The sequence below is a fragment of the Yimella sp. cx-51 genome, from assembly GCF_017654605.1.
GTDB lineage: Bacteria > Actinomycetota > Actinomycetes > Actinomycetales > Dermatophilaceae > Yimella.
Window position 1 is genome coordinate 584106 of the sequence record NZ_CP072113.1, and the last position, 25884, is coordinate 609989.

22 protein-coding genes and 1 riboswitch are annotated in these 25884 nt (G+C 66.4%); of the genes, 14 read left to right on the forward strand and 8 right to left on the reverse strand.

Annotation, left to right across the window (positions count from 1 at the left end; genetic code table 11):
• Positions 1 to 63: 63 nt before the first annotated feature.
• Positions 64 to 351: a DUF3263 domain-containing protein gene (locus J5M86_RS02820; protein WP_188059615.1), complete on the forward strand. Its 288-nt coding sequence runs from the start codon at positions 64 to 66 to the stop codon at positions 349 to 351.
• Positions 352 to 512: 161 nt separating this feature from the next.
• Here J5M86_RS02820 and J5M86_RS02825 read toward each other — a convergent pair whose 3' ends face one another.
• On the reverse strand, positions 513 to 1259 hold the full coding sequence (locus J5M86_RS02825) for an SDR family oxidoreductase (protein ID WP_188059614.1): 747 nt from the start codon (positions 1257 to 1259) through the stop codon (positions 513 to 515).
• 337 nt (positions 1260 to 1596) lie between these two features.
• On the opposite strand from J5M86_RS02825, the gene J5M86_RS02830 reads away from it, so the two are divergent.
• From J5M86_RS02830 to groL, 5 genes are all read left to right on the forward strand, one after another.
• Entirely contained in the window at positions 1597 to 2127 is a 531-nt protein-coding gene (locus J5M86_RS02830) for a YbaK/EbsC family protein (protein ID WP_188059613.1), read from the forward strand.
• Positions 2124 to 2825 (forward strand): DNA alkylation repair protein, encoded by a 702-nt coding sequence (locus J5M86_RS02835; protein WP_188059612.1) that lies wholly within the window; start codon positions 2124 to 2126, stop codon positions 2823 to 2825. Before J5M86_RS02830 ends, J5M86_RS02835 begins: the two co-directional genes overlap by 4 nt.
• Before the next feature lie 180 nt (positions 2826 to 3005).
• Positions 3006 to 4934: a C40 family peptidase gene (locus J5M86_RS02840; protein ID WP_188059611.1), complete on the forward strand. Its 1929-nt coding sequence runs from the start codon at positions 3006 to 3008 to the stop codon at positions 4932 to 4934.
• Positions 4935 to 5260: 326 nt separating this feature from the next.
• On the forward strand, positions 5261 to 6064 hold the full coding sequence (locus tag J5M86_RS02845) for a hypothetical protein (protein WP_188059610.1): 804 nt from the start codon (positions 5261 to 5263) through the stop codon (positions 6062 to 6064).
• A 167-nt stretch (positions 6065 to 6231) separates the two neighbouring features.
• Positions 6232 to 7860, forward strand: a complete 1629-nt coding sequence (groL, locus tag J5M86_RS02850; protein WP_188059609.1) for a chaperonin GroEL — start codon at positions 6232 to 6234, stop codon at positions 7858 to 7860.
• Positions 7861 to 8322: 462 nt separating this feature from the next.
• Here groL and J5M86_RS02855 read toward each other — a convergent pair whose 3' ends face one another.
• The 3 genes from J5M86_RS02855 to J5M86_RS02865 form a co-directional block, all read right to left on the reverse strand.
• On the reverse strand, positions 8323 to 8541 hold the full coding sequence (locus J5M86_RS02855) for a hypothetical protein (RefSeq protein ID WP_188059608.1): 219 nt from the start codon (positions 8539 to 8541) through the stop codon (positions 8323 to 8325).
• Between the two features lie 66 nt (positions 8542 to 8607).
• Entirely contained in the window at positions 8608 to 8910 is a 303-nt protein-coding gene (locus J5M86_RS02860; RefSeq protein WP_188059607.1) for a WXG100 family type VII secretion target, read from the reverse strand.
• A gap of 138 nt (positions 8911 to 9048) precedes the next feature.
• The gene (locus tag J5M86_RS02865) at positions 9049 to 10437 is read right to left on the reverse strand and encodes a S1C family serine protease (RefSeq protein ID WP_188059606.1); all 1389 of its coding nucleotides are present in this window, start codon (positions 10435 to 10437) and stop codon (positions 9049 to 9051) included.
• Between the two features lie 250 nt (positions 10438 to 10687).
• Between J5M86_RS02865 and J5M86_RS02870 the strand changes: the two genes are divergently transcribed.
• Positions 10688 to 11110 (forward strand): MarR family winged helix-turn-helix transcriptional regulator, encoded by a 423-nt coding sequence (locus J5M86_RS02870; protein WP_188059605.1) that lies wholly within the window; start codon positions 10688 to 10690, stop codon positions 11108 to 11110.
• The gene (locus J5M86_RS02875) at positions 11107 to 12396 is read left to right on the forward strand and encodes an MFS transporter (RefSeq protein ID WP_188059604.1); all 1290 of its coding nucleotides are present in this window, start codon (positions 11107 to 11109) and stop codon (positions 12394 to 12396) included. Before J5M86_RS02870 ends, J5M86_RS02875 begins: the two co-directional genes overlap by 4 nt.
• 172 nt (positions 12397 to 12568) lie before the next feature.
• Here J5M86_RS02875 and pepN read toward each other — a convergent pair whose 3' ends face one another.
• Both pepN and serC read right to left on the reverse strand, forming a co-directional pair.
• Positions 12569 to 15166, reverse strand: coding sequence for an aminopeptidase N (gene pepN / locus J5M86_RS02880; protein WP_188059603.1), 2598 nt, complete (start codon positions 15164 to 15166; stop codon positions 12569 to 12571).
• A 46-nt stretch (positions 15167 to 15212) separates the two neighbouring features.
• Positions 15213 to 16334: a phosphoserine transaminase gene (gene serC / locus J5M86_RS02885; protein ID WP_188059602.1), complete on the reverse strand. Its 1122-nt coding sequence runs from the start codon at positions 16332 to 16334 to the stop codon at positions 15213 to 15215.
• A gap of 32 nt (positions 16335 to 16366) precedes the next feature.
• Between serC and pdxH the strand changes: the two genes are divergently transcribed.
• The 4 genes from pdxH (at position 16367) to J5M86_RS02905 (ending at position 21623) form a co-directional block, all read left to right on the forward strand.
• Positions 16367 to 17047, forward strand: coding sequence for a pyridoxamine 5'-phosphate oxidase (gene pdxH / locus J5M86_RS02890; RefSeq protein ID WP_188059601.1), 681 nt, complete (start codon positions 16367 to 16369; stop codon positions 17045 to 17047).
• Between the two features lie 689 nt (positions 17048 to 17736).
• Positions 17737 to 18426, forward strand: a complete 690-nt coding sequence (locus J5M86_RS02895; RefSeq protein WP_188059600.1) for a metal-dependent transcriptional regulator — start codon at positions 17737 to 17739, stop codon at positions 18424 to 18426.
• Positions 18427 to 18575: 149 nt separating this feature from the next.
• A riboswitch (cyclic di-AMP (ydaO/yuaA leader) is annotated at positions 18576 to 18747 on the forward strand.
• Positions 18748 to 18811: 64 nt separating this feature from the next.
• Positions 18812 to 19576: a C40 family peptidase gene (locus J5M86_RS02900; protein ID WP_188059599.1), complete on the forward strand. Its 765-nt coding sequence runs from the start codon at positions 18812 to 18814 to the stop codon at positions 19574 to 19576.
• A 130-nt stretch (positions 19577 to 19706) separates the two neighbouring features.
• Positions 19707 to 21623, forward strand: coding sequence for a potassium transporter Kup (locus J5M86_RS02905; protein ID WP_188059598.1), 1917 nt, complete (start codon positions 19707 to 19709; stop codon positions 21621 to 21623).
• Here J5M86_RS02905 and J5M86_RS02910 read toward each other — a convergent pair.
• Both J5M86_RS02910 and J5M86_RS02915 read right to left on the reverse strand, forming a co-directional pair.
• Positions 21615 to 22988: a hypothetical protein gene (locus J5M86_RS02910; protein WP_188059597.1), complete on the reverse strand. Its 1374-nt coding sequence runs from the start codon at positions 22986 to 22988 to the stop codon at positions 21615 to 21617. The two genes, J5M86_RS02905 and J5M86_RS02910, sit on opposite strands and share 9 nt — an antisense overlap.
• Before the next feature lie 74 nt (positions 22989 to 23062).
• Complete coding sequence (locus J5M86_RS02915; protein ID WP_188059596.1) at positions 23063 to 23494, reverse strand: pyridoxamine 5'-phosphate oxidase family protein; 432 nt, start codon at positions 23492 to 23494, stop codon at positions 23063 to 23065.
• A 100-nt stretch (positions 23495 to 23594) separates the two neighbouring features.
• Here J5M86_RS02915 and J5M86_RS02920 point away from each other — a divergent pair, with 100 nt between their 5' ends.
• Together J5M86_RS02920 and J5M86_RS02925 are read left to right on the forward strand one after the other, a co-directional pair.
• Complete coding sequence (locus tag J5M86_RS02920) at positions 23595 to 24437, forward strand: serine hydrolase (protein WP_188059595.1); 843 nt, start codon at positions 23595 to 23597, stop codon at positions 24435 to 24437.
• A 109-nt stretch (positions 24438 to 24546) separates the two neighbouring features.
• Positions 24547 to 25839, forward strand: a complete 1293-nt coding sequence (locus J5M86_RS02925) for a lipase family protein (RefSeq protein ID WP_188059594.1) — start codon at positions 24547 to 24549, stop codon at positions 25837 to 25839.
• The last annotated feature ends 45 nt before the right edge of the window (positions 25840 to 25884 follow it).

Consider the following 25884-nt stretch of genomic DNA (forward strand, 5'->3'; position numbering starts at 1 on the left):
TCGGCGTCCCGCCTTGGGGTTTGCCGCGCACCGAAGCACCGAAGTTTGACGGAAGGGTCATCGATGAGCGCCGCACAGGAGGCTGCCGCACCGATCGGTGCACAGCTGTCGGAGCGGGATCAGCGCATCCTCGAGCTCGAGCGCGACTGGTTTCGCGCGCAGGGTTCCAAGGAGGACGCGATCCGCGAGCGTCTGGGGATGAGCTCAACCGCCTACTACCAGGCGCTCAACGCGCTGATCGACAATCCCGTCGCGCTTAAGGCCGACCCGCTGCTGGTCAAGCGACTTCGCCGGCTCCGCGCGAGTCGTATGCGGCAGCGCAACGCCCGCCGCTTCGGTTTCGACAACTGAGCAGACGCGGCCCTTACATCCACAAACGCGGCGGTTGTCCGCAGATGCGCTAGTTGTAACTACCGCGTCCGCGAACAACCGCCGCGTTATTGATTGGTGGCGAGGCTCGGCGAAGTGCGCTTCCGCTGCCGTCCACGCCCGACGAAGCGTCGATCAGACGATCAGATCCCACCGGCGAGCAGGACGCCGCCGTCGACGGTGATGGTCTGCCCGGTCATCCAGCTCGAGTCGTCCGAAGCGAGGAAGGCCACGACGCTGCCGATGTCGTCCGGCTCGCCCAGGCGCTTGAGCGGGTAGGGCGCCGAGACCTGTTCTTCGCGGCCGGCGTACAGCGCCTCGGCGAACTTCGTCTTCACCACGGCCGGGGCGACGGCGTTGACACGGATCTTCGGTCCGAGCTCGACGGCGAGTTCCTCGGTGAGGTGGACGACCGCCGCCTTGCTCACGCCGTACATCGCGATGCCGGGTGCCGGACGCAGGCCGGCCACCGAGGCGACGTTGACGATCGAGCCGCCGCTCTCCTTCATACCTGCGGCGTACACGAGCTTGACCCACTCCAGCGCCGAGATGATGTTGACCTCGAAGATCTTGCGCGAGACCTCGGGGTCGACGTCGATCAACTTGCCGTAGACAGGGTTGATGCCGGTGTTGTTGACCAGGATGTCGACGCTGCCGTGCTTCTCCAGCGTCGTCCGCACCACTTCTTCGCGGTGCGCGGCATCGTCGGCCTTGCCCGCTACGAAGGACGCCCGCTCACCGAGTTGGGCGACCGCTTGCTGCAAGGCTTCCTCGCCGCGCGCGGTGATGACGACGTTGGCGCCTTCATCCACCAGGCGCGCAGCGATGGCCAGGCCGATGCCGCGGCTGGCTCCGGTGACGATGGCGGTCTTGCCGGACAGACCCTTCATGGGTGTTCTCCTTCGCAGAGGTGCGTTCGTTCAGGTGGGCTCTGACCGCCAAGCTAGTCGCAGGTGCGCCAGGTGCACTCAGTGGCCTACCGGCGAGCGCCGAAGCGCCAACCGAGGCACTTCTCGCCCACGTCGCCGCCTGCCGGTACGTGCAGCGGGACGGCTTACACCCTCGCGATGTGCACTCCACTGGCGACGTCCTGGCAGTTGAGATGGTGCGGCCGCGTCGCGATGATCCGACCTCGATCGCCTCGTTGCTGTCGTATCTTGCATGCACTCGTTCCGCCACCGCGCATGACGCGTCGGTGGGCCCCGCCCGTAGACCCGAAAGGCGACCATGCCCTCAGCCCGCGGAAACCTCGACTGGCAGCCCCTCGCCGACCACTCAGACCTGGTCGCGCCGCCGGTGATCGCGGCCGGAGTGGACGGACTGCTGGTCACACCGATCGACGAGACGCTCGCCGACACCGCTGCGTTCTGCGCGGCCTACGACGTCGACCCGGCAGCGTCGGCCAACTGCGTGGTTGTCGAAGCCCGCCGCGGCGAACGCACCACCTACGCCGCGGTCATGGTGCTGGCCACCCACCGAGCCGACGTCAACAAGACGATCCGCAAGCACCTGGACGCCCGCAAGATCAGCTTCGCCGATCAGGAGCACACCCAGCAGCAGACCGGCATGACCTCGGGCGGCATCACGCCGGTCGGACTGCCGGACGACTGGCCGATCCTCATCGACACCGCCGTCGCCGCATCCGGTGAACTGGTGATCGGCGGGGGAGTGCGTGGGTCGAAGCTGCTCATCACCGGTGCGGAGCTTGCTGTACTGCCCGGCGCCGAAGTGCTCGACCTCGCGCACCCGATCGAATGAGTGCGGACGCCGCGCAGCTCGTCGCGGCCGTGCGAGCTGCTCTGGCAGATGCAGGCGATCCCGAGCGGGCTGCCGCACAACAGAAGTACATGAAGTCGTCGATGCCCTACTACGGCATCAGCGCGTCCGCGTTGCGCGCACTTCTCAAGCAGCCGCTTTCCGAGCACCGACTGGCCGAAGTAGCCGAGTGGCAACGGGCCATTCGTACGCTCTGGGACGAGGCATCGCACCGCGAGCACTGGTACGCCGCGCTCGCCGTGGCGCGGCATCGCTACTACAAGGTGTGGCGCACCGACCTGAAGTCGCTGCCGCTCTACGAACACCTCGTCCGCGCCGGATGCTGGTGGGATGTCTGCGACGAGACCGCCAGTCACCTGATCGCACCGTTGCTCGACGCGCACCGAGGCACGATCGAACCGGTGATGCGGCAGTGGTCGCGCGACCCCGAACTCTGGATCCGCCGAGTCGCCGTACAGTCACAACTGAGCCTCAAGGCTGACACCGACCCGGCGCTGCTCGGTGAGCTCATCGTCCCCAATCTGGGCGTCACCACTTTCTGGATGCGCAAGGCGATCGGATGGTCGTTGCGCGAGTACTCCAAGGTCGACCCGGAGTGGGTGCGTGATTTCGTTGCTGAGCACGAGGCACGGCTTTCGGGGCTGAGCCGGCGAGAGGCACTTCGGCTGATCGACCGCTGAGGCAGCCCCTGGCTGGTGTGCCCGAGGTCACCCTTGTAGGTGGGATGAGTTTCTGCGAATCCGTGGGCAGCCGTTCAGGTGTGGCCGTACGGCACACTGACCGTGTGCCATGTTGCAAGCGTTCAAGGGTGGAGATTGCAGCACGATTCGGCTGCGTCTCCGGGGGAAGGTACAAGGGGCATGAGCCACATCGCTATCCATTCGCGCGCCAAGAAGGTTGCGCTCGCCACACTCGCAGCAGTTGTCATCTCAACCGGTCTGTCAGCGCCCGCTCAGGCCGAAGGCGCCGCGGTCGGCGCTCACTTCACCACCACTGACCCAGTGCTGCTGGCCCAGATGGGCGCTCCGCTTGCGCACGAGCAGGAAGTCACCGCTGCCGGTCAGACCGGTTGGACGCAGACCTTCGAGAACGGCACGCTGTACGCCTCCAGCTTCGGCACCTACCCGGTGTTCAACGACGCCAAGGCCGTATTCGTCGGCCGTGGCGCCATCGCCGGAGTCGGTTGGCCCACCAGCTCGCCCGCCCTCACAAGCGGTGACGGCATCACCGGCACCACGCAGTCGTTCTCGATCTACCCGACCATGCGCGAGACCGGCCGCATCCTCGCTCATACCGGCGGCATCGCTGTGGTGAAGGGCCACCCGTACGTCGAGGTGCGTGACAAGGGTTTGAACTTCACCGGATGGCCGCTGGAGAACGAGGTGTACCACTTCGTCGGCGGTCAGGTCGGGTGGCAGCAGAAGTTCACGCGGGGCTTGGTGTCGCTCATCAAGGACACGCCTACCCCGTACCACGTGCAGGGCGACCTCTACAAGCGTTTCGTTGCCACCGGGGACGTTGCGGTCAATGGCTGGCCGACGAGCACGTATCAGTGGCTCACCAGATGTGGCTATTGGACCCAACACTTCACCAAGGCCGGACTTTTCGGGGCCGACGACCGCTGGTGCCCGGTTTCGACCAACGCGCAGCCCACCCAGGCACAGCCGGCTGCGGGCGCTGGCTACACCCTCTTTTCGGGCTACAACGGCACGGCAGTGTACTTCGCGCAGCGGGCGCTTCGGATGAGTCCGAGCGTCACCACGAAACTCGGACCTGCGACGCAGAGCGCGCTGAAATCTTTCAAGGTGCGCAAGGGGCTACCGAACACCGCGGTGATTGACACCGCCACCTGGAATGCTTTGAAAACGGGCATGCCGTTCAGTACGTCGACGTGGTCCAAGTGGTCCGACGTTCCGACCAATGCCAACGCACAGCAGCGGATCCAGGCCATGGTCAACTACGCCAAGGCTCAGATCGGCAAGCCGTACATGTGGGGCGGAACGGGCAACTCGGGCAACCCGGTCGGATTCGACTGCTCGGGCCTGATGCTCCAGGCCGCTCGCGCCGCCGGGGTGAAGTTCACCCAGGTCTCCAACTGGTACGACGTCTACGCCGCTTCGGACCTCAGCAACAAGATGTTCCACTCCACCGAACTGCAGCGGGTGAACTCCTCGGAGCTACGCGTCGGCGACTGGGTCTTCTACGGCGACACCGAGAACGGCGTCCTTCGTTCCCGCCACGTCGCCCTTTACATCGGCAACGGCCAGGCTGTGCAGGCAACGCAGGCGACCGTATTGATCAATGGCAAATCGGTCACGAAGAACATGGTGGAGGTGTACCCGGTTTCGTATACCTCGGGGTACAACAGGATCATCGGAGTACGCCGGCCCATCGCCAATACCGGAGCGTCTGCGGGTATCCCGGCACTGTCCGCCATGGCGCCGAAGATGGCTCCCAGCAACACCACCACGGTGGCGCCCGTGCAGTCGCCCACGATGTTCATCGACAACGTGCCGTGGGCGCCGGTCACGGTCAAGATCAGTGCCGGCAAGGTCAACGCAACGAGCGCACAGATCACCGGCTCGGGCGTCATCGCCGCTGTCGGCACAGGGCAGTCGTTCGCAGTGCCGGCAGGCGCCAAGGTGCTGTTCATCGGCGGCGGCTGGGTCGTGGGAGCTTCCACCGGCACGTCAGTGACGGTGCCCGCGGGCGCAACCCAGGTGCTGGTCGTCGACGCTGGCAAGGTTGCCGGTGTTGGTATCGACTCCAAGGTCGAATACCGCAAGTGATCGTCTCGGCCAGGCCGCTCATTCGCGGCCGGGCCGAACCACATCGGGCACGAATACCGAATGCCCAAGCTGCCTTTCCTGCGCGCCCCAACCCATCGACAGAGCCTTATTGGCCGAGCACCCTTTGCGGTGAGGAGAACGATTTGCCCACAACGACTGCTGTGAAGACCAAGGTGAAGCTTGCAACGCTTGCACTCACGTTCACGACCGGCATTGCGATTCTCGGCGCTGCTGCGCCCGCGTAGGCGACCGGCTTCACCGTCGGGTCGCACATCAAAGCGTGGGGTGCTCTGCTGACAGAGGTCGGTGCGCCGGTAGCCGCCGAGGTGCAGGCCACCGCGTCCGGCCGGACGGGCTGGAGTCAAGCCTTCGAGCGGGGCGCGCTCTACGCGTCCGGGCACGGCACCTGGCCGGTGGTGCTCGCTCGGGACAAGGCCGCCTTCGACGGCAGATCTGGGCTGGACGGGGTGGGCTGGCCGATGGGCATGCCGACCTCCACCACCGGTCACGGCATCACCGGCACCACACAGTCCTTCTCCGGCAACTCGGCGCTGCGCGAGACCGCGCGAATCCTGGTGCACGACAACAAGAGTGCGGTGGTGAAGGCCACCCGTACGTCGAGGTGCGCGACAAGGGACTCAACTTCACCGGCTGGCCGTTGGCGAACGAGTTCTACATCTACGAGGGCGGCAGCGTCGGCTGGCAGCAGAAGTTCACCCGCGGCTTCGTGGCGCTTCGACCCGGGGTGCACCCCGCTGACCCAGCGGTACCTGAACTGCTACGCGCTCAAACAACTCGACCTGCTGCAGGGCGCCTACCGAGCCCACTTCGGTCGGTACGCCAGGATCGATCTGACTTACCGCCCGCTGGCCGAGCAGTGGTACTGGTTCAACAAGTTCGGCTCACCTCGGGCAGCGACTCCGGGGACATCCCCGCACGGCTTCGGCATCTCGATCGACTTCCAGGAGAACCGACGGCTGGAGCACCTTCGACTGGGGTCAGCCGGGCAACCGATGGCTGCTGGCCAACTCCGAGAAGTACGGGTTCGGCAACCCGTTCCCGTACGGCACCTGGGGCGAGTCGTACCACTTCGATTTCCAGGGCTGAGTTCGTTTGCACTCTCATGGTGAGAGTGCCAATAATGGCGTTAGCACTCTCACCATGAGAGTGACAAGCAAGTGGTTGTACGACGAGGGCCCCACCACGCGGACGACGTAGGTTCGCGTGCGGTGTGGTTCGTCCGTCGCGGGCGTCGTGCGACCAACTCGAATACGCAATGTGTGGGAGGAACCACCACATGGCAAAGTTGATTGCCTTCGATGAAGAGGCCCGTCGCGGCCTCGAGCGGGGAATGAACGTCCTCGCCGACGCCGTCAAGGTCACGCTCGGCCCCAAGGGTCGCAATGTCGTCCTGGAGAAGAAGTGGGGCGCCCCCACGATCACCAACGACGGTGTGTCCATCGCCAAGGAGATCGAGCTCGAGGACCCCTACGAGAAGATCGGCGCCGAGCTGGTCAAGGAGGTCGCCAAGAAGACCGACGACGTCGCCGGTGACGGCACGACCACCGCGACCGTCCTGGCCCAGGCCATGGTGCGCGAGGGTCTGCGCAATGTCGCAGCCGGTGCCAACCCGATGGCGCTCAAGCGCGGCATCGAGACCGCTGTCGCGGCCGTGTCGGAGCAGCTGCTCAGCCACGCCAAGGAGATCGAGACCAAGGAGCAGATCGCTGCTACCGCGTCCATCTCCGCTGCTGACCCGCAGGTCGGTGAGCTGATCGCCGAGGCCATGGACAAGGTCGGCAAGGAAGGCGTCATCACCGTCGAGGAGAGCAACACCTTCGGCCTGGAGCTCGAGCTCACCGAGGGTATGCGCTTCGACAAGGGCTACATCTCCGGCTACTTCGTCACCGACACCGAGCGCATGGAGGCGGTCTTCGAAGACCCCTACATCCTCATCGTCAACTCCAAGATCTCCTCGATCAAGGACCTCCTGCCGCTGCTGGAAAAGGTCATGCAGTCGGGCAAGCCGCTGGTGATCATCGCCGAGGACGTCGAGGGCGAAGCGCTGTCGACCCTGGTGGTCAACAAGATCCGCGGCACCTTCAAGTCGGTCGCCGTCAAGGCTCCTGGCTTCGGTGACCGTCGCAAGGCCATGCTGGGCGACATCGCCATCCTCACCGGTGGCCAGGTCATCTCCGAGGAGGTCGGCCTCAAGCTGGAGACCGCCGAACTCGACATGCTGGGCCGCGCCCGCAAGGTGGTCGTCACCAAGGACGAGACCACCATCGTCGAGGGTGCCGGCGACGCCGAGCAGATCGCCGGTCGCGTCAAGCAGATCCGCGCCGAGATCGACAACTCCGACTCCGACTACGACCGCGAGAAGCTGCAGGAGCGCCTGGCCAAGCTGGCCGGCGGCGTTGCGGTCATCAAGGTCGGTGCGGCCACCGAGGTCGAGCTCAAGGAGCGCAAGCACCGCATCGAGGACGCCGTGCGCAACGCCAAGGCTGCCGTCGAGGAGGGCATCGTCGCCGGTGGTGGCGTGGCTCTGCTGCAGGCATCCAAGGACGCTTTCGACAGCCTCAAGCTGGACCTCGGCGACGAGGCCACTGGCGCCAACATCGTCAAGGTTGCTGCCGAGGCTCCGCTGAAGCAGATCGCCGCCAACGCCGGTCTCGAGCCGGGTGTCGTGGTGGAGAAGGTGCGCAGCCTGCCCGCAGGTGAGGGTCTGAACGCCGCCAACGGTGAGTACGTCGACATGGTGAAGGCCGGCATCATCGACCCGGCCAAGGTCACCCGTTCGGCGCTGCAGAATGCAGCCTCGATCGCGGCGCTCTTCCTCACCACCGAGGCCGTCATCGCCGACAAGCCGGAGAAGGCTGCGCCGGCTATGCCGGGTGGCGACGACATGGGCGGTATGGGCTTCTGACGAAGGGTCGACCGTAGGTTGGCGGTGCCGCGACGAAGGAGTGGTGCCGCCGGCCGCAGGTTGGCACGAGCAAGAAGCCAGAGGGTTTCGTTCCTGATGAAGGGTCGACCGTAGGTTGGCGGTGCCGCGACGTAGGAGTGGTGCCGCCGGCCGCAGGTTGGCACGCGGAAGAAGCCAGAGGGTTTCGTTCCTGATGAAGGGTCGACCGTAGGTTGGCGGTGCCGCGACGTAGGAGTGGTGCCGCCGGCCGCAGGTTGGCACGCGGAAGAAGCCAGAGGGTTTCGTTCCTGATGAAGGGTCGACCGTAGGTTGGCGGTGCCGCGACGTAGGAGTGGTGCCGCTGGCCGCAGGTTGGCACAAGGAAGAAGCTAGAGGGCTTCTTCTGACGAAGCGCCGAACAACAAGAGCTGGGCCCCGATCGGATCATCCGGTTGGGGCCCAGCTCTTTGAATGTGTTGCCGATCAGCCGGGGACGGTCGCCACCATCAGGAGTCGACAAGCGTTTTCGATGTGATCCATCGCAGCGTCCTCGTCTCCGGCGACGGCGGAACGCGCCGATTGCAGGAGCGTTCCTTCGAACATCAAGAAGATGGCGTCGAAAGGCAGGAACGCGGCACTCTTCTCGAGCTCGGCGTAACGCTCGAGCACCAATTCCACCCGTTCGCGAAGCGTCGGTCGCACCAGCTCGGCGTGGTCGCCCGCGCTGCGCGATGAGCTGGGCGGGCGACCACGAGCTCTAGCAGCCGCCTATTTGGGCGTGAAGGAGTTGCGGACGTCCGTCTCGGTGGTGGAGTACGCACGGCTCGCCCCATTGAGGGCGAGTCCGATCTGGGTGAGCGTGGTGCGCACTGCTCCCTGATTGCGCTGCCAGTCGGCGTGCAGGGTTGCGTACTGACCGGCGGCGGCGCCGGTCCACGTGCCCTGCAGCGCTTCGAGTTTGCGCCGCATGGTGTCCATCGAGCCCTGGATCTGTCCGGCGATGATGCGTACGTCGTTGGCGTGCTGGGCGATGTCGCCGGCATTGACGGTGTACTGACCCGGATTGGCCACTGGTCTTCCTCCCTCTCGGCCCGCCCGGACGGCGGACGATGCAGGGAGATTAGGTCAGCGAGCGCGACCGGCTCAGAAGTTATCCACAGCCGCGGAGCCGTCGCACGATCGTCGCCTGCCTCGCCCATACAGCTGTTGTTATGAATCGGCCTTGCCCAGCGAGACCATGATCTTCTTCTGCTCGCCGTCACGGACGATGGTGAGTTCGACCTTGTCGCCGACGGTCTTGGCGCGCACATATCCGACCAGTGCCTCGGAGGAGACGATGGGGCGGCCGTCCGCGGCGATGATCGCGTCGCCCACCTTCACGCCGGCCCGGGCGGCCGCTGAATTCGGGACGACTTCGGCCACCTTCGCGGCGGTCTCCGAGGCGTCGCCGATCTGCACCGAGCCGGTGCTCGCCTTCACACCGAGTTGGGCGTGGGTGACCGAGCCCTTGCTGACCAGCTGCGAGGTGATCGACTTGACGACGGACACCGGGATGGCGAAGCCGATGCCGATGTTGCCCGACTGGGACGAGCCGGACGAGCCGCCCAACGAGGCGATCGAGGAGTTGATGCCGATCAGCTGGCCGGAGGCATTGACGAGCGCCCCGCCGGAGTTGCCCGGGTTGATGGGTGCACTGGTCTGGATCGCGTTGGTGGTCGCGCTCCCGGAGCCACTGGAGGTGCCGGCCGTGACGGGCCGGTTCAGCGCGCTGATGATGCCGGTGGTCACGGTGCCTGCGTAACCCAGTGGGTTGCCTATCGCCATCACCGGTTGGCCCACCAGCAGCGCTGCGTCCTCACCAAGTGCGACCGGCTTGAGGCCGTTCGGCGGCTTCTCCAGCCGGATCACCGCGAGGTCGGTGGCGGGGTCGGCCCCGACGAGCTTGGCCTTGTAGGTGAGGTTGTTAGACAACGTGACATTGATCTGCGAGCCGGAGGCGGCCCCTGCGACGTGGTTGTTGGTCACGATGTTGCCCTTGGTGTCGAGCACGACGCCAGACCCTTCACCACCGCTGGATCCCTCTGCCGACCCCACCGTGATCGAGACGACGCTGTCGGTCACCTTGCTCGCGGTCGCGGCCCAGTTGACCCCGCTGCCGTCCTTGAAGTCGGCCGGGTTGGCCTGGACGACCTTGGTGGTGGTCGACGAACTCGGGGTCGTGTCGCGATCGGTCAACGCGTACGTCGTGCCGCTGGCAAGACCCGCGGCCAGCACGGCAGCGACGGGCACTGCAATCCACGGTGCACTTCTGTTGCGGCGCTGCGGCGAAGCGGCGGGCGGCGCGAACGACTGGTCGGCGTACATCGGGGCCGGGCCGCCGGACGGCGTCGCCCACGGGTCGTTGCGAGGCGCGTTCGGGGGCTGACCCGGGCCGGGTGCACCGGTGGCTCCGGGCATGGCAAAGGCCCGCGTCCGGTCGCCGCCGGAGGGCTGTCCAGCGCCGTACTGCGGTCGTTCTCCCGGTGCGGGGAGGGGTCCGGTGATGTCTGCGTCGGACCCCGAAGGGTTGGACGGGTCGTGCGGCCGATCTGCCGGCATCGTCGCTCCTGATCATCGAACTTGTCGTCTGCGGCCCCAACTCAAGACACCCGGCCTGGGTCGTTGCTGGCCCGAGGCTGTGAGGGAGCTATGCGTCGGGGGCAACGGTATGCGCTGCGTGGATGTTCCGCCGCCACCAGGGGAGGCATCCGAAGTCCGGAGGAGTGGCGCCCACGGGGAATATTTAGCTAATCTATTGAGTTGAGCTAACTATTGCGACCAGTGATGCCCAGGAGGCGAACCCACTCGAATGACCCCGGACGAACGCCGCACGATGGCCGAACAGCTACGCATGGTCTGCATGCGGATCAGCCGTCGCACCCGTTTCGAGAACGTCGAGGACGTTGCGCCACATCAGTTCTCGGTGCTGCGTTGGCTGCGTGAGGAGCCGTCGACGATCGGCGCGCTTGCCGATGCCGAATGTGTCAGTAGGCCGTCGATGACTCGAACGATCGATGGGTTGGCCGCCGACGGTCTGGTGCAGCGTCGTGCTGACCAGGACGATCGTCGCCGGGTGTGGGTGGAACTCACCAGCTCCGGGCGGGACGCCGTCGACCGCACCAGGGCGTCGCGGGCGGCCTGGATGAACGAGCGGATCTCGGCGCTCACCGAGCAGGAATGCGACGTGCTGGCCGAGGCGACGAGGATCCTCGACAAGGTGGTGGCGCGATGAGCCCCACCTTCGCCTCGCTCTCGATCTACAACTACCGGGTGTACGCCGCAGGTGCCCTGATCTCCAACATCGGCACCTGGATGGGGCGGGTGGCCCAGGACTGGCTGGTGCTCACCGAACTCACCGATCACGACGCGACCGCACTCGGCATCGTCACCGGTCTGCAGTTCGCGCCAGTCGTCCTGCTGGCCCCGCTGGCCGGAGCCTTCGCCGATCGCTTCGACAAGCGTCGCCTCCTGGTGCTCTCGCAGACCTCGCTGGCGCTCACGGCGGCGATCCTGGCCGCGCTGGTGATCACCGACTCGGCGCAGTTGTGGCACGTGTACGTGCTGGCCGGCCTGCAAGGAGTTGCCACCGCGCTCGACAACCCCACCCGTCAGGCCTTCGTCTCCGAGATGGTGCCGCCAGACAAGCTGTCGAACGCGGTAGGGCTCAACAGTGCGTCCTTCAACGGTGCGCGTCTCATCGGGCCGGCCGTCGCCGGTCTGCTGATCGCGGCCGTCGGCACGGGTATCACGTTGGCCGTCAACGCAATCAGCTTCGTGACCGTCCTCTTTGCGCTGGCCAGCATGCGTGGTGGCGAGCTCACCCGTCCACCGCGCGGCAAGGGTCGCGGCGGCGTGCGAGAGGGGCTGGCCTATGTGCGTGGACGCAGCGACATCAAGCTGCTGATGTTCATTGTGTTCATGCTCGGCACCTTCGGCATGAACTTCCAGATCACCATCGCGCTGATGTCGACCTCCGTCTTCCACAAGGGCGCCAGTGAGTACGGTGTTCTCGGCTCGGTGATGGCGATCGGCTCGTTGTCGGCGGCGCTGATGACCGCCCGGCGTCCGCGTCCTCGACTGCGGGTGCTGTTCACCGCGCTGATCGGCTTCACCGTCTTCTCGACCGCCGCTGCCCTCGCGCCGTCGTTCTGGGTGTTCGGCCTGATGTTGATTCCGACCGGCTGGTGCGCACTCACCGTCGTGACCACCGCCAACTCAGCGGTCCAACTCGCCGTGACCCCGCAGATGCGCGGACGCGTGATGGCGCTCTACATGGCGATCTTCCTCGGTGGCACGCCGCTGGGCGCCCCGATGATCGGGTGGATCGGTTCGGCCTACGGAGCCCGATGGACGATCCTGGTCGGGAGCCTCGCTGTGGGCCTCGCCACCGGTGCTGCGATTCTTTATGTCATGCGCACCGATGAACTCACGGTCACCCTTGAGCGGCACCCCTGGCATCTCGAGGTCGTGTCGGCTCGCCAGGCCGCCGACGCCCTGACTCCCGAGCAGGTGCGCTGATGACACCTCACTCGCGCCGCCTGCTCGTGGTCGGGGTGCTGCTCGGCATGCTGATCGTCGCGATCGTCGCGCAGTTCGTCGGCTGAGTAGCCCCGCACACTCAGAAGGAGGATCACCCGTGCAACAGCGCGGGTGATCCTCCTTCGTTCGGTTACCGGGTTTCGGCGTCCGATCAGTCCTTCTGGGCTCGCTGGGCGCGGAGCGCTCGCTGCGCTTGGTCGATCTGCTCCAGCACCACCCGGCGCAGCGCTGCCGGTGCCTGCGGGTGCTCGTCGTACCAACGCTGCACCGCGGCGAGTGCCTCGCGACCGGCCTCGTTGTCATCGATCGTCGGGAAGAGTTCGATCACCAGACGCTGGGCCATGGTTTGCGCCCGGTCGGTCCAGACGGTGTCGAGCAAGCCCAGGTAGTCGCTGCTGAATTCGACGCCCGAGCCGGTGAGCGCCCAGCCGGCCAGCAACGCGCGCTGCTCGTCGTTGGTGAGGTCGTCCTCCACCAGTCGGCGCCACGTCTGCCCGGCGTGCGCCGGTGCGGCGGCCCGTGCGGTGAGGGCATGAGTGCGTCCGATGAGGGTGTCGTCCTGCGCCAAGACTGCATCGACGTCGCTCTCGTGCCAGACGCCGCGTCGCACGAGCGCAGTGGCCAGCTGCCAGCGCAGCTCGTCGGTGAGCTCCAGGCCGTCCGGCGTGGTGCCACCAGCCAGTCCGCGCATCGACTGCGTCGTCGCGTCGGTGTGTGCACCGAGCTCGGCGGTGATCTCTGCCCAGGTGCGTTGCAGGTCCGAGCCAGCGGGCGCCGAGGACAGCGCAGCATCGGCGAGCTGCGCGACCTGCGTCCACGCCTGCGGACGCTCGTTGGCGGGCAGGTAGCGCCCGATCGCTGTCTTGAGCTGCCCGGCGAAGATGCGCAGCAGCATCGAGTTGGGTTCGGTCGGAGCCTGCGAGCTGAATGCCGCGACGAACTCCGCAGCGGGCACGATGCCATCGCGGGTGAGGTTCCACAGCGCGGTCCACACTGCGCCGCGGTCGAGGTCGTCCTCGATGGTGGACGCGTACTTCGCGGCGGTTTCGCGCGAGTGGTCGTCGAGGCGGCAGATGGCGTAGGTGAGGTCGCCGGAGTTGAGCACGACCAGGTCGGCTCGCTTGCCGAGCGCCTCGGTCAGTTCGGCCTGGGTCCCGGTGAGGGTGAGCTCCGCCGCGAAGAAGCGCGTCAGGCGGTCACCGTCCACCATGTAGCCCGCAACACGGAAGGCATGCGGCCGGACGACCTCCTCGCCGGTGATGCGATCGGTGCAGGCCTGGCGCACAACGAGTTCGGTGATGCTGCCGTCCTCTCCGCGTGACACATGCGCAGTGAGCTCGGTCGGGGTGGTGGTGCGCAGCCACAGATCGGCCCACGCGTGCAGGTCGTGCTCGGTGTGCGGCTGCAGCGCGGTGAGCAGGTCGTTGAAGGTCGCCGCACCGAAGGCGTGGTCGCGGAAGTAATCACGCGATCCCGCGAAGAAGGCGTCCGTGCCGACGATGGCCTGTAGCTGGCGCAGCACGGAGGCGCCCTTGGCGTAGGTGATGCCGTCGAAGTTCTGCCGCGCCGCTTCCAGATCGTCGATCCGGGCGATCACCGGGTGCGTCGTCGGCAACTGGTCATGGGCGTAGGCCCACAGCTTGCGGCTGGTCGCGAACTGCAACCACGCCTGGTCGAAACGGGTCTGCTCCTGGCTGACCTGGTAGCCCATGAGGTCGGCGAACGACTCCTTCAACCACAGGTCGTCCCACCACTTCGGCGTCACCAGGTCGCCGAACCACATGTGCGCCATCTCGTGCAGTATCACCTCCGACCGGGACGTGCGCTGGATGGCTGTGGCGCCGCCGCGGAAGAGATAGCTCTCCTTGAAGGTCACCAGGCCGGGGTTCTCCATGGCGCCGATGTTGTACTCCGGCACGAACACCTGGTCGTACTTCGCGACCTGGTGGCCCGCGTCGTCCTTCGGGTCAAGACCCCACGGGAAGGGATAGCCGAAGGCGCTGTCGTAGAAGCTGAACCCGGCCTTGGTGATCTCGAAGATCTCCTCGTGCTCCAGGTGCTCGCGCATGCCGCGCCGACAGAGCGCAGTCAGCGCGATCCGTTGGGTGGTGCCGTCGGCGCGTTCGACGCTCCATTCGTCCTCCACCGATGCGTACGGGCCCGCGATGAGTGCGATCAGGTAGGTCGACAGCGGAGGCGTGGGCGCGAAGGTATGCACGCTGTGCTCACCCCTCGCGCTTGCCTGCACCTCAGGCTGGTTGGAGCGCACCACCCAGCCGGTCGGCGCGGTGACCTCGAAGGTGAACTCGCCCTTGAGGTCGGGCTGCTCGAAGCAGGCGAACACCCGGCGGGCGTCGGTCGGCTCGCAGTGGGTGTAGAGATAGGTCGAGTCGTCCTCGGGGTCGGTGAACCGGTGCAGGCCCTCACCGGTGCGGCTGTAGTAGCAGTGCGCGACGACGGTCACGATGTTGGAGCCAATCGTCAAGTCGTGCAACAAGACTCGTGCACCGTCGTAGGAGAAGGGCGCAACCGTCTCGCCGTTGATCGTGATCTCTTCGACGTAGTCGGCCACAAGATCGAGCCAGGTGGAGTCGCCGGTCGAGTCGAAGACGACCGTCGTCTCCGAACGGAAGGTCTTGGCGTCATCGGGTGCGCCGGTGAGGTCGAGCGCCACGCGGTAGCTGCGCACGTCGAGTTGGTCGCCGCGAGCGGCGCATTCCTGGCGAGTGAGGTTCAGGTTGGAGGCCACGAGGCCTCAGTCAAACATGTGACTCAGAGGTATGGGCGAGCCGGGCTCAACCGATCTGCGCGTCGATGACGTAATCGATGCAGCGGGTCAGTGCGCTGACATCGTCGGGCGCGACCGCGGGGTACATGCCGATACGTAGTTGATTGCGGCCGAGCTTGCGATAGGGCTCGGTGTCGACGATTCCGTTGACGCGCAGAGACTTTGCCACCGCGGCAGCATCGACCGACTCGGTGAAGTCGATCGTGCCGACCACCTGCGAACGGTTCATCGAGTCAGTGATGAACGGTGACGCGTACGAGGACGCCTCGGCCCAGTCGTACAAGCGCGAGCTGCTGTCGCGGGTGCGCTCGTCGCACCACGCCAGGCCGCCCTGGTCAAGCATCCAGCCGAGCTGTTCGTCCAGCATGACGAGCGTCGCAAGCGCCGGAGTGTTGAGCGTCTGGTGCTTGCGCGAGTTGTCGATCGCCAACTGCAGATTGAGGGTGTCAGGCACCCAGCGTGAAGCGTCGCTGGTCACCTCGCCGGCTCGTTCGATCGCGGCGGGGGAGAGCAACGCGAGCCAGAGCCCGCCGTCCGAGGCGAACGACTTCTGCGGCGCGAAGTAGTACGCGTCGCATTGGCTGACGTCCAGTGACATGCCGCCGGCCGCCGAGGTGCCGTCGACGACCGTCAGGGCGTCGGCGTGCACGCGTTGCACCTGGATCGAGGCTCCGGTCGAGGTCTCGTTGTGCGCAGTGGCGTAGAGATCGACGCCGTCGACCGGTTCGAGATCGGCGACGCCGCCCGGTGCGACCGAGCGCACCAGCGGCTCGTCCAGGAATGGTGCGCGCTGGACGACGGCGGCGAACTTGGAGCTGAACTCGCCGAAGATCGCGTGCTGCGATTTCGCGCGCACCAGACTGCAGGCGGCGACATCCCAGAACGAGGTCGAACCGCCCAGGCCGAGCACCACCTCATACCCATCAGGCAGCGAGTAGAGAGCCGCGAGGCGTTCCTGCACGCTGCGCACCAGGTTGAGCACGGGTGCCTGGCGGTGGCTGGTGCCGATCACCGAACGACCCTGTGCCACAAGCGCATCCAACTGATCGGTGCGCACCTTGGAGGGCCCGCTGCCGAAGCGTCCGTCGGCGGGGAGCAGGTCGGTGGGGATCTTCACGGCATCGCTCACCCCACGATTGTGCACCGGCGTAGTTTGGGCTCATGGAACCGATCGAACGTTGGGACTACGCGGGCGAAAGCCTCGATGAAACAGGGTTGCCGGCTGCGCCCTGGCCGATCGTGCGGGAGTGGGTCGACCAGGCCCGCGCTCGAAATCGAGAGCAGGGTGACGTGCCCGAGCCGGACGCGATCGCCGTGGCAACCGTGGACGCCGATGCTCGCCCGAGCCTGCGCGTGGTGCTCATGCGCTACCTCGAGCCCGCCGGTCCGGGATTCTTCACCAACCTCGAGTCGCGCAAAGCCGTTGAACTGCAGTCGAATCCGCACATCGCAGCGACACTCACCTGGCAGTCGATGTTCCGCGCGATCCGCTTCGAAGGCACGGCGCGGCAACTCGATCGCGACACCGTCGAGCGCTACTTCGGGTCGCGCCCTTGGGCCAGCAGGGTGGGCGCGTGGGCGTCCGCGCAGTCGCGTCCGCTGGCCTCCCGGGCCGAACTGGAGCAACGGGTCGCCGAACTCGAACAACGGTGGCCCGACACCGGCCGCGAGGACGATGTGCCGCTGCCGGACGGATGGGGCGGCTTCGTGGTCGACTGCGAGCGGGTGGAGTTGTGGGCCGGGCGCAGATCGAGACTGCACGATCGGCTGGTCTACCGACGCACCGGCGACGGTGATCTCTCGACCGACGGCGTGTGGGCGATCGAGCGTCTCCAGCCCTGACCGAACTCGACAAATTTTAATCCGTTGCCTCGGCCGGAACGCCGTCCTAATCTCGTGGGTACACGAGAAAGGAGGTGGTCCGACTCATGATTTCTACTCGGACGCGTGAGGTGGTTGCGCGCTAGCGCAATCCGTTCGGTCCGCCGTAGTGGCAGACCATCGGACGTGGCGGCCTTTCGCCTTTGGCGGGGGTAGCGGAAACCAACGCAATCGCCGCAGCCCGTGGGAGTGTGCATCGTCCAGCACACGCCGGTGGAAGCCGGAGCCCACGGGCTGTTTCCGTGTGGGCCCTCGATGCTGTAGAAATAACCGCAGACGAAGATCTACCCCTTGGATCTTCGTCCTTGCGCCCGCTCCGCGGGCGCGACGGCCGGTGCGCACCCCTTGGCGTGCCGGCCGTCCTCATTCTCTCGGGCACGCTCTGTGGCCTGCTCGCACAAACGCGGCCCTTCCATTGACAGACGCGGCGGACGCTCGCAGACGCGGTAGCTGCAACTGCCGCGTCCGCGAAGAAGGGCCGCGTCTGCGACGAGCAGCCGCGTTCGTGCCGGCGGTGCAGCTGGGTAGCGGGTCCGGCACGAATATGCGCTGGTGCTGGAGGGCGGATGCTTGTCCGCTAGGTGGGCCGTTCCTGGCCAGTTCCGATGCCAATGGCCCAGTTGTCGGCAGCGGGTGGCAGGCTTGAGGGCGTGAGCGACCTGATCGATACCACCGAGATGTACTTGCGCACGATCTTCGACCTTGAGGAAGAAGGCATCGTGCCGTTGCGTGCGCGCATCGCCGAGCGGCTCGGTCATTCCGGTCCCACGGTGTCGCAGACGGTCGCCCGCATGGAGCGCGACGGACTGCTGACGCTCGCCGGCGATCGTCATCTCGAGCTCACCGCCGAAGGGCGTCTGCTCGCCACGCGTGTGATGCGCAAGCACCGCATCGCCGAGCGACTGCTGGTCGACGTCCTCGGGCTTGAGCTCGAATATGTCCACGACGAGGCGTGCCGCTGGGAGCACGTCATGAGCGACCGGGTAGAGCGCAAGATCCTCGGCATGTTGAGCGAGACCGAGCTGTCGCCGTTCGGCAACCCGATTCCCGGCCTTGACGAGCTCGGCCTGGAAGCCAGCAGCATCAAGTTCCGCGACGGCGTGGTTCCGTTGGCCACTGTCGTGGCCGACCAGGAGTCGGTGCACACCGTGCGGCGGATCGGCGAACCTGCGCAGGCCGAACAAGACACCCTGGCGGTGCTGACCGGCGCCGGCGTCGTGCCCGGAGCCTCCGTCACCGCCGTTCGTGAAGGTGACCGGGTGCTGGTGCACAGCGGCGACGAGGACGCCAAGATCTCCTTGCCGCTGGACATCGCGGGCCACGTCTTCGTCGACGCCTGAGCGGTCCCCACAACTCTCGCGCGGAGAGTGAGTTTGTCCACAGTCGCTGTTACCGGCTTGTGATCTTCGGGGCTCTTTTGTGTACGGTGTCTGCGGTCGTCCGACCCGGACGGCCCCGCCTGGTGTTGCCGAGTCCTGTCCGCCAGGTGGATCGATGAACACCGCCGGGCAGGAGCGGGGGACCCAATTCCGGGCGATTCCAGTGGAATCGTCCTTGGGGCTAAGTCACTGCACGTGCCGCTCGGGAGACACGCGCGCCAAGTGACCGGAGGACCTCCCTCCGAGCCCGACAGCTCACCTCGTAGGCGCAGGAGAGGTATTTCACGTGTCGTTCTTCAACCGATCCCGGGGTCGCCACCGCGCCGCCGGGAAGCTGTCCACCAGCATGACCCGCTCGATGCAGGCGACCGCCGCGATCGCAGCGGCCGGTGGAATCGCCGCCACCGCCGGTGCTTCGAGCGCCTCGGCAACGGGCACTGCCACTTTCGCCCAGCCTGCCGCTGCTGCGCAGGCAAAGGCCGCCAAGCCGGCCAACCCGGCAGCTACCGCGCTGACCTCGGTCGCTGCTCGTCCGCACCTGAATGTCGTGTTCGCCAAGTCGCTGTCGGCGCAGGCCCAGCGTCCGGCACAGGCCGAGACCCGCGCCTCGCAGGCACCCTCGCGTGCCGCTGAGCGCGCCACCTCGCGTTCCGCACAGCGTCCGGCGACCACGACCCGCAGCACCGCCACCACGAGCCAGCGCTCGGGCTTCACCGGCGGCTCGACCACCAGCACTGCGCCGCGCTCGACCACCACGACAACGCCTTCGGCGCCGTCGTCGGCCAGCGGCATCGTGGCCATCGCTCAGCGTTACCTCGGCGTGCCCTACGTCTGGGGCGGCACGACGCCCGGTGGCTTCGACTGCTCGGGCCTGACCCAGTACGTCTACGCCCAGGCCGGCATCTCCATCCCGCGCACCGCCACCGCCCAGGCGGCCGCGATGCGTCACGTCAGCAACCCGCAGCCGGGCGACCTGGTCGTCTTCGGCTCGCCGGCGACACACATCGGCATCTACGTCGGCCCCGGCCAGATGATCGCCGCTCCGCGTCCGGGCACCGTCGTTCGGCTCCAGCCGATCTACGCAACTCCCACCGCTTACCTGCGCGCCTGAGTGGCCTGACCTAGTTCCTGAACGACAAGGGCCGCCCGATCTGTTGATCGGGCGGCCCTTGTGGCATCCAGGAGTGCCGCTACTAATGTAGCCGTCCCTGACCTGCGCACAGCGGTGGTGCAGGAGCACAATGTCGCGAGTGAACGCACATCACTCAGGTGCAGGGGCCGGAAAGCGAGCCGGTGCCCTCGGGCTCGTCGTCGGAGCCCTGGGAGTGGCCTTCGGTGACATCGGCACCAGCCCGCTGTACGCCATGCAGACGGTTTTCAACATCGATCACGGAGATGTGAAGCCGACGCTGCCGCACATCCTCGGCATCATCTCGCTCATCTTCTGGTCGATCACCGGCATCGTGAGCGTCAAGTACATCGTCTTCGTGTTGCGAGCCGACAATGACGGTGAAGGCGGTGTCATGGCGTTGTCACACCTGACCCGGCGAGCGGTGAAACCCGGTGGTAGGCGCTTCCGCACCGTTGTTGTCCTTGGCGTGATCGGGGCGGCGCTCTTCTATGGCGACAGCGTCATCACTCCGGCGATCTCGGTGCTGTCGGCGGTCGAGGGTGTGCAAATCGCGGCGCCGCAGGTGCACGACTGGGTGCTGCCCATCTCGGTGGTCATCATCACCGCGCTGTTCGCCGCGCAGCGCTTCGGCACCGCGATCATCGGCCGAGCCTTCGGTCCGATCATGGTGCTCTGGTTCGTCACTCTGGCCGTGCTGGGCATCCCGCACATCGCCCAGACGCCGAGCATCCTGCGCGGACTCTCGCCGAGCTATGCAGTGGCCTTCATCGCCGACGACCCGTTCATTGCCTTCGTGGCCATGGGTGCAGTCGTCCTGGCCATCACCGGCGCCGAATCGCTCTACGCCGACATGGGCCACTTCGGACGTCCGCCGATCAGCCGGGCGTGGTTCTTCCTGGTGATGCCCTGCCTGGTCACCAACTATCTGGGGCAGGCAGCGATGCTCAGCAAAGACCCCACCAAGATCGACAGTCCCTTCTTCCATCTCGCCCCGACCTGGGCGACCCTGCCGTTGGTCGTGCTCGCCACGATGGCCACGACGATTGCCTCGCAGGCGGTCATCTCCGGTGCCTTCTCGATGTCCAGGCAGGCTGAACGACTTGGCTATCTGCCTCGATTGACGGTTCGACAGACCTCTGAACACGAGGGTGGTCAGATCTACGTGCCGGCGATCAACTGGCTGCTTTTTGGCGGAGTCGTGGTGCTGATGCTGTCCTTCAAGTCATCGGAGCGGCTGGCGGCCGCCTACGGTGTCGCGGTCACCAGCATGTTCATCATCACCACGATCATGGTGCTGCTGTTGGCAAGCACCCGCTGGAAATGGCCGCGCTGGAAGATCGTGCTCCTGGCGTTGTTGTTCGCGCCCCTCGAACTGGTCTACGTCAGCGCCAACCTCACCAAGGTCGCGCACGGCGGCTGGCTGCCGTTGCTCATCGCTTCGTGTGTCGCGGTGGTGATGTTCACCTGGCGTCGCGGGCAGCAGATCGTGACCGACCGTCGCAACGCCCTCGAAGGTCCGCTGCTGCCCTTCCTCGACCGGTTGCACACCGACCCGCTGATGCGCGTCCCGGGCACGGCTGTCTTCCTGCACCCGACCAAACAGACCGCGCCGCTGGCTTTGCGTGAGAACGCCAGCTTCAACCACGTGATCCACGAGAACGTGCTCATCGTGTCGACCGTCTCGGCGAACGTCCCGCACGTGCCGCTCGAGGAGCGCGTGACCATCGACGATCTCGGCGACCCCTACGACCATGTCACCCACCTCACGGTGAAGTTCGGCTTCCAGGACGACCAGGACGTCCCCTCGGCGCTGGAGCAGGCACGGGAGAGCGGCGTCGAGTTCGACGCCGGCGATGTCACCTACTTCCTGTCGCGCATCAGCATTCAGCAGTCGAACGACAAGTCGATGCCGAAGTGGCGCAAGCGAATCTTCATCGGGCTGGCCCACAACGCCGCCACCCCGGTGCAGTATTTCCGGCTGCCGGAGGAGCGCACCGTGATCATGGGCGCCAATGTCTCACTCTGAGCGGTCACCCGAGGAGCCCTTGGCGGGCACGAGGTAGGTGCGGCTCGAGACGATGCGCTTGGCCGACTTCTTGGGTGCGGCAGCCGGCTGATCGGGGGAGGTGTCGAAGCGTCCGGTGATGTCGACGACGAAATCGGCAGAGGCCGTCCGGTTGAAGACGGCGTAGCGGAGCCGGGTGGCGTTGTCGTTCAGCATGGTCAGCACGAGGGCGCCGTTGGCGCGGTCGTAGCCGGGTTCGACATTGGTGGTGCTGCTGTCGGTGGGCGCGGTGCCTGACCAGATCGTCTGGTAGGTGCTCTTCGTCGCGCCGGTGGCGGTGAGATTTCCGGCGAAGGCCTGCGTGCGGCTCAGGCTCACCAGCGTGCTCGGCAGCAGCAGATTGGTGGTGCTGTTGGTGCCGCGCTTGCCGCTGACACCACCGGCGCCCGTGCGGGTGTCGGCCAGCCGGGTCGGGCTGAGCGGCACGAAGACGGCCCCGACGCCGTCCGCGGCCGTGGTGTAGTAGCCGGCGATGTCGACGATGACATTCACCGAACCGTGCCCGCCCGGGGTGATCGCGTAGCGGTACCAGCTGTTGCCCAGGGCATCGGTGCGGTTGTAGACAACGGGGATCGTCGTGGTGTTGGGCGACACCTCACCCGGTGCGTAGTTGAGCGTCGAGGTGCCCGGACGCGTGCCCTCACCACTCCACGCGGTGAGATAGCCGCCGCTGCCGGACGTCGGGATCGCGGTGATGTTGGCGACCACCGCTTTCAGGCGCGAACCGCTGCCGTCGTAGAAGCTGAACTCGTTGATCGCGGTGCGTCCGACCGGGATTGCGCCGCCCCCTGCGCGGGTGTCGATCGACCGGTACGGATCCTGGGGGTTGAGCAGGGTGCCGCCCGTCGCAGTGGACGTCGCAGAGGAGTACCACCCGATGACGTCGACCAGCAGATTGGCCGAACCCCGCCCACCCCGCACTGCGATCTTGCCGTCGGCGCCGACCGGGATGGTCGCGGTCACCGCGCCGGTGCGGGCGCTGCGGAAGTTGAGCGTGGAGGTCTGCGGGACGGTGCCGCCGAACGGGTACGCGGTGAACCAACCGCTGCTGGCGGGATCAACCGCCGTGAGGTTGACGACGACGGCCTGGACGCCGCCCGCCGGGATGGCGCCCTGACCGGTCACCGGCACGGTCACCACCTGCCCGGCGTGCACCATGCCACCGGCACTTCGGGTGTCGACCACACGCTGCGGAGAGACAGGATGGAAATTGCCCGCCGGGGTGCGGGTGACGGCCGCAGGCATGAGCGCCTGGCTGGGTGCCGGAGCGGCGAGAACCACCGCGGAGAATGCCATCACGGCGCTGCTGGCAAGGAGACGCTTCATCGCGGTGTCGCTTCCTGGTGGAGGTTCGGCCCCCTGCAGAGTAGCGACACCGCGAGGCCTGCGCCGCAGCTCGATCAGCTGGGGCGCATCGACTTCCAGGGCCGGTGCATCTGGAAGCGTCGACCGGTCGTTTCGGAGGGCACGATCGCCACGACGTTGAACTTCGGTGTGTCGAGCCAAGGTCGCAGCGGCACGGTGTCGGCCACGTACGCCGCTTCGCCCTCGAGCACCTGGGCCCGGCCGCGTACGACCACGCTCGTGGCACGCTCGCCGTCCAGTTCGTCGACCTCGAACGCGACATCGTCATTCATCGTGACGGCAAGGAGTTTGCTGCCCTCGGCGGTGCGGAAGATGATGCGGCCGTCGGAGTCGAGGGCGTAATTGATCGGGACGATGTGCACCTCCCCGAGCAGGTGGAAGGCGAGGCGGCCGAGCTCCTGGCTGCGCAGGAATTCCACGCACTCCAGATCGCTGATCTCGCCCGGCTGGAACGTGTCGTCGGTCATGACAGGCCCTCTTTCACGAGTTGAGTACTACTCATCGTAGTACTCAACAGCTTCGCTGAACAGGTGTTCTTCGTGCTCGGTGCCGGGTAGTTTCAGGAGCGTGCGCGAATGTGGGCAGGTCAACCGTCGGCAGGTAGTTCTGGGTGCGCTGGGTGTTGCGGCAGTGCCGGTGCTCGGGGTGGCGAGCGCCCCTGCGGCTGAAGCGGTGACGGCCTCGCGGCTCACCTCGCAGCTGTCGGCTTATCTCAACGCCCGGGGCGGCACCGTTGGTATCGCCTTGTGGGACAACAGGTCTGGTAAGTACTACACCTACAACAACTTCCAGAACGAGACGCTCAGCACGGTCAAGGTGCTCATTCTGTGTGCATTGTTGCGGGTGTGGCGGGAGCAGCGGCGACCCATCACCGAGAGTCAGCGCTACCAGATCGGGCGCATGATGGATTACAGCGACAACGCCGCGACCGACTCGCTGCTGGCGCAGGTGGGGCTGGCGAATGTGCAGCGGGTCGCCCGCCTGATGGGGCTCACTGCGACCACGGTCCGCGGTGGGGGAGCAGCGGGCACCGCCACCTGGTGGGGCTACTCGACCACTACCGCCTGGGACTGGCTGAAGCTCGAGACCTACCTGGTCAACGGGACGCCGGTGCTCACGCCAGCCGAGCGCACCTTCGTCCGATCGTGGATGTCGCACGTCACGCAGTCGCAGATCTGGGGCGTGGTGCTGCCCGGCTACAAGGGCTTCGTAAACCTTGAACTGAAGAACGGCTGGGGTCCGCGCACGGGCGGCTACCGACTCAACTCGATCGGGCACGTGAAGGGTTTTGGTCGTGATTACCAAATGGCGATGCTCTCGCGTGCGCCGGGCGGTTTCTACTACGGACGCGACACGTTGAACGGAGCCAGCGGCATCATCTACCGCGAGCTGGCGACGCCGCTGGCCTAGCACCACTGGGCGGGCCCACGGGCGCTTCACGCTCTTCACATTCAAGTTACCCAGCAGACTGTACGAGCGTTCAAGTTCGCCTGATTTCTCTGCGGCCCCTGGAGTGCCCATGCCCTACGTACGCCGTACCGCCGCGCTCGCCGCAGCACTCGCCCTCATGGCCACTGCCACTCCGGCAGAAGCTGCCGTCTCCCGTGGTGTCGTCATCCCGGCCTTCTACGACGTCCCCGCTTCGCTGCCCGCGGCCAACGGTGCGATCGTGCGCAGCCAGCCGATGACCATCGCGTGGTGGCTGCCCGGCATCCTCTCCTCCTTGCCGGCCAAGGCCACCCGCGTCATGTACAAGACCACTGACTCGACCGGCGCTCCGGCCGGCGTGACCGGCGCCTACCTGGAGCCGAAGACCGCCTGGAGCGGGCCTGGTCCTCGTCCGCTCGTCGTGCTCTCGCCCGGCACCCAGGGTCAGGGTGACCAGTGCGCACCGAGCATGGGTCTGGAGCGCCCGATCACTGTGACCGGCGAGACGTTCACGATCGGCTACGAGAACATCGCGATGAACAAGCTGCTGTCCAAGGGGGTCGCCGTCATGGTGACCGACTACGTCGGACTCGGCGCTACCGACCGCCTGCACACCTACGTCAACAGGATCGACCAGGGTCACGCCGCACTCGACGCCGCGCGAGCTGCTCGCTCCGTGCCCGGTGCCACCGTCACGGCTCAGAGCAAGGTCGGCCTTTACGGCTACAGCCAGGGTGGCGGATCGACTGCCTCCGCAGCAGAACTGCAACCTACGTACGCACCCGATGTGCAACTGGCCGGCGCGGCAGCAGGAGCACCCCCGGCCGACCTCAAGGAGACCCTCAAGGGCATCGACGGCAGTGCCATCGCCGGTGCCGCCGGGTGGTCGCTCAACGGGTTCGTGCAGGCATACCCGCAGTTGCGTCCGTACGTCGATGCCGAGACCAATGCTGCCGGCAAGGCGGCCCTGAAGGATCTGTCGACGATGTGCACGGGCGACATCATCTTCAAGTACCCCTTCGCCAAGAGTTCTTCGTGGACCGTGAGCGGGAAGCCGATGTCCGCAGTGATTGACGCCAACCCGGCGGTGGGCGCTGTGCTCGACCAGCAGCGCCTGGGCCGTCTGCGCCCGACCGCGCCGGTGCGGGTGAGCACCGGTGTCGTCGACGACATCGTTCCGCACGCCCAGGCCCGGCAGCTCGCCGTCGACTGGTGCGCGCGTGGCGCGAATGTCACCTACGTGCCGGTTCCTGGCCTCAACCTCGGCAACAAGACCGTGCTCAACCACGTCACGCCGATGATCAAGGACCTCGACCCGGCCACGACCTGGCTGATGGACCGCTTCGCCGCAAAGCCCATCGCCACCAACTGCGGCACGGTCTGACCGGCCACGTTCGTACGCCGTTCTCGCCGCTATCCGGCGACGAAA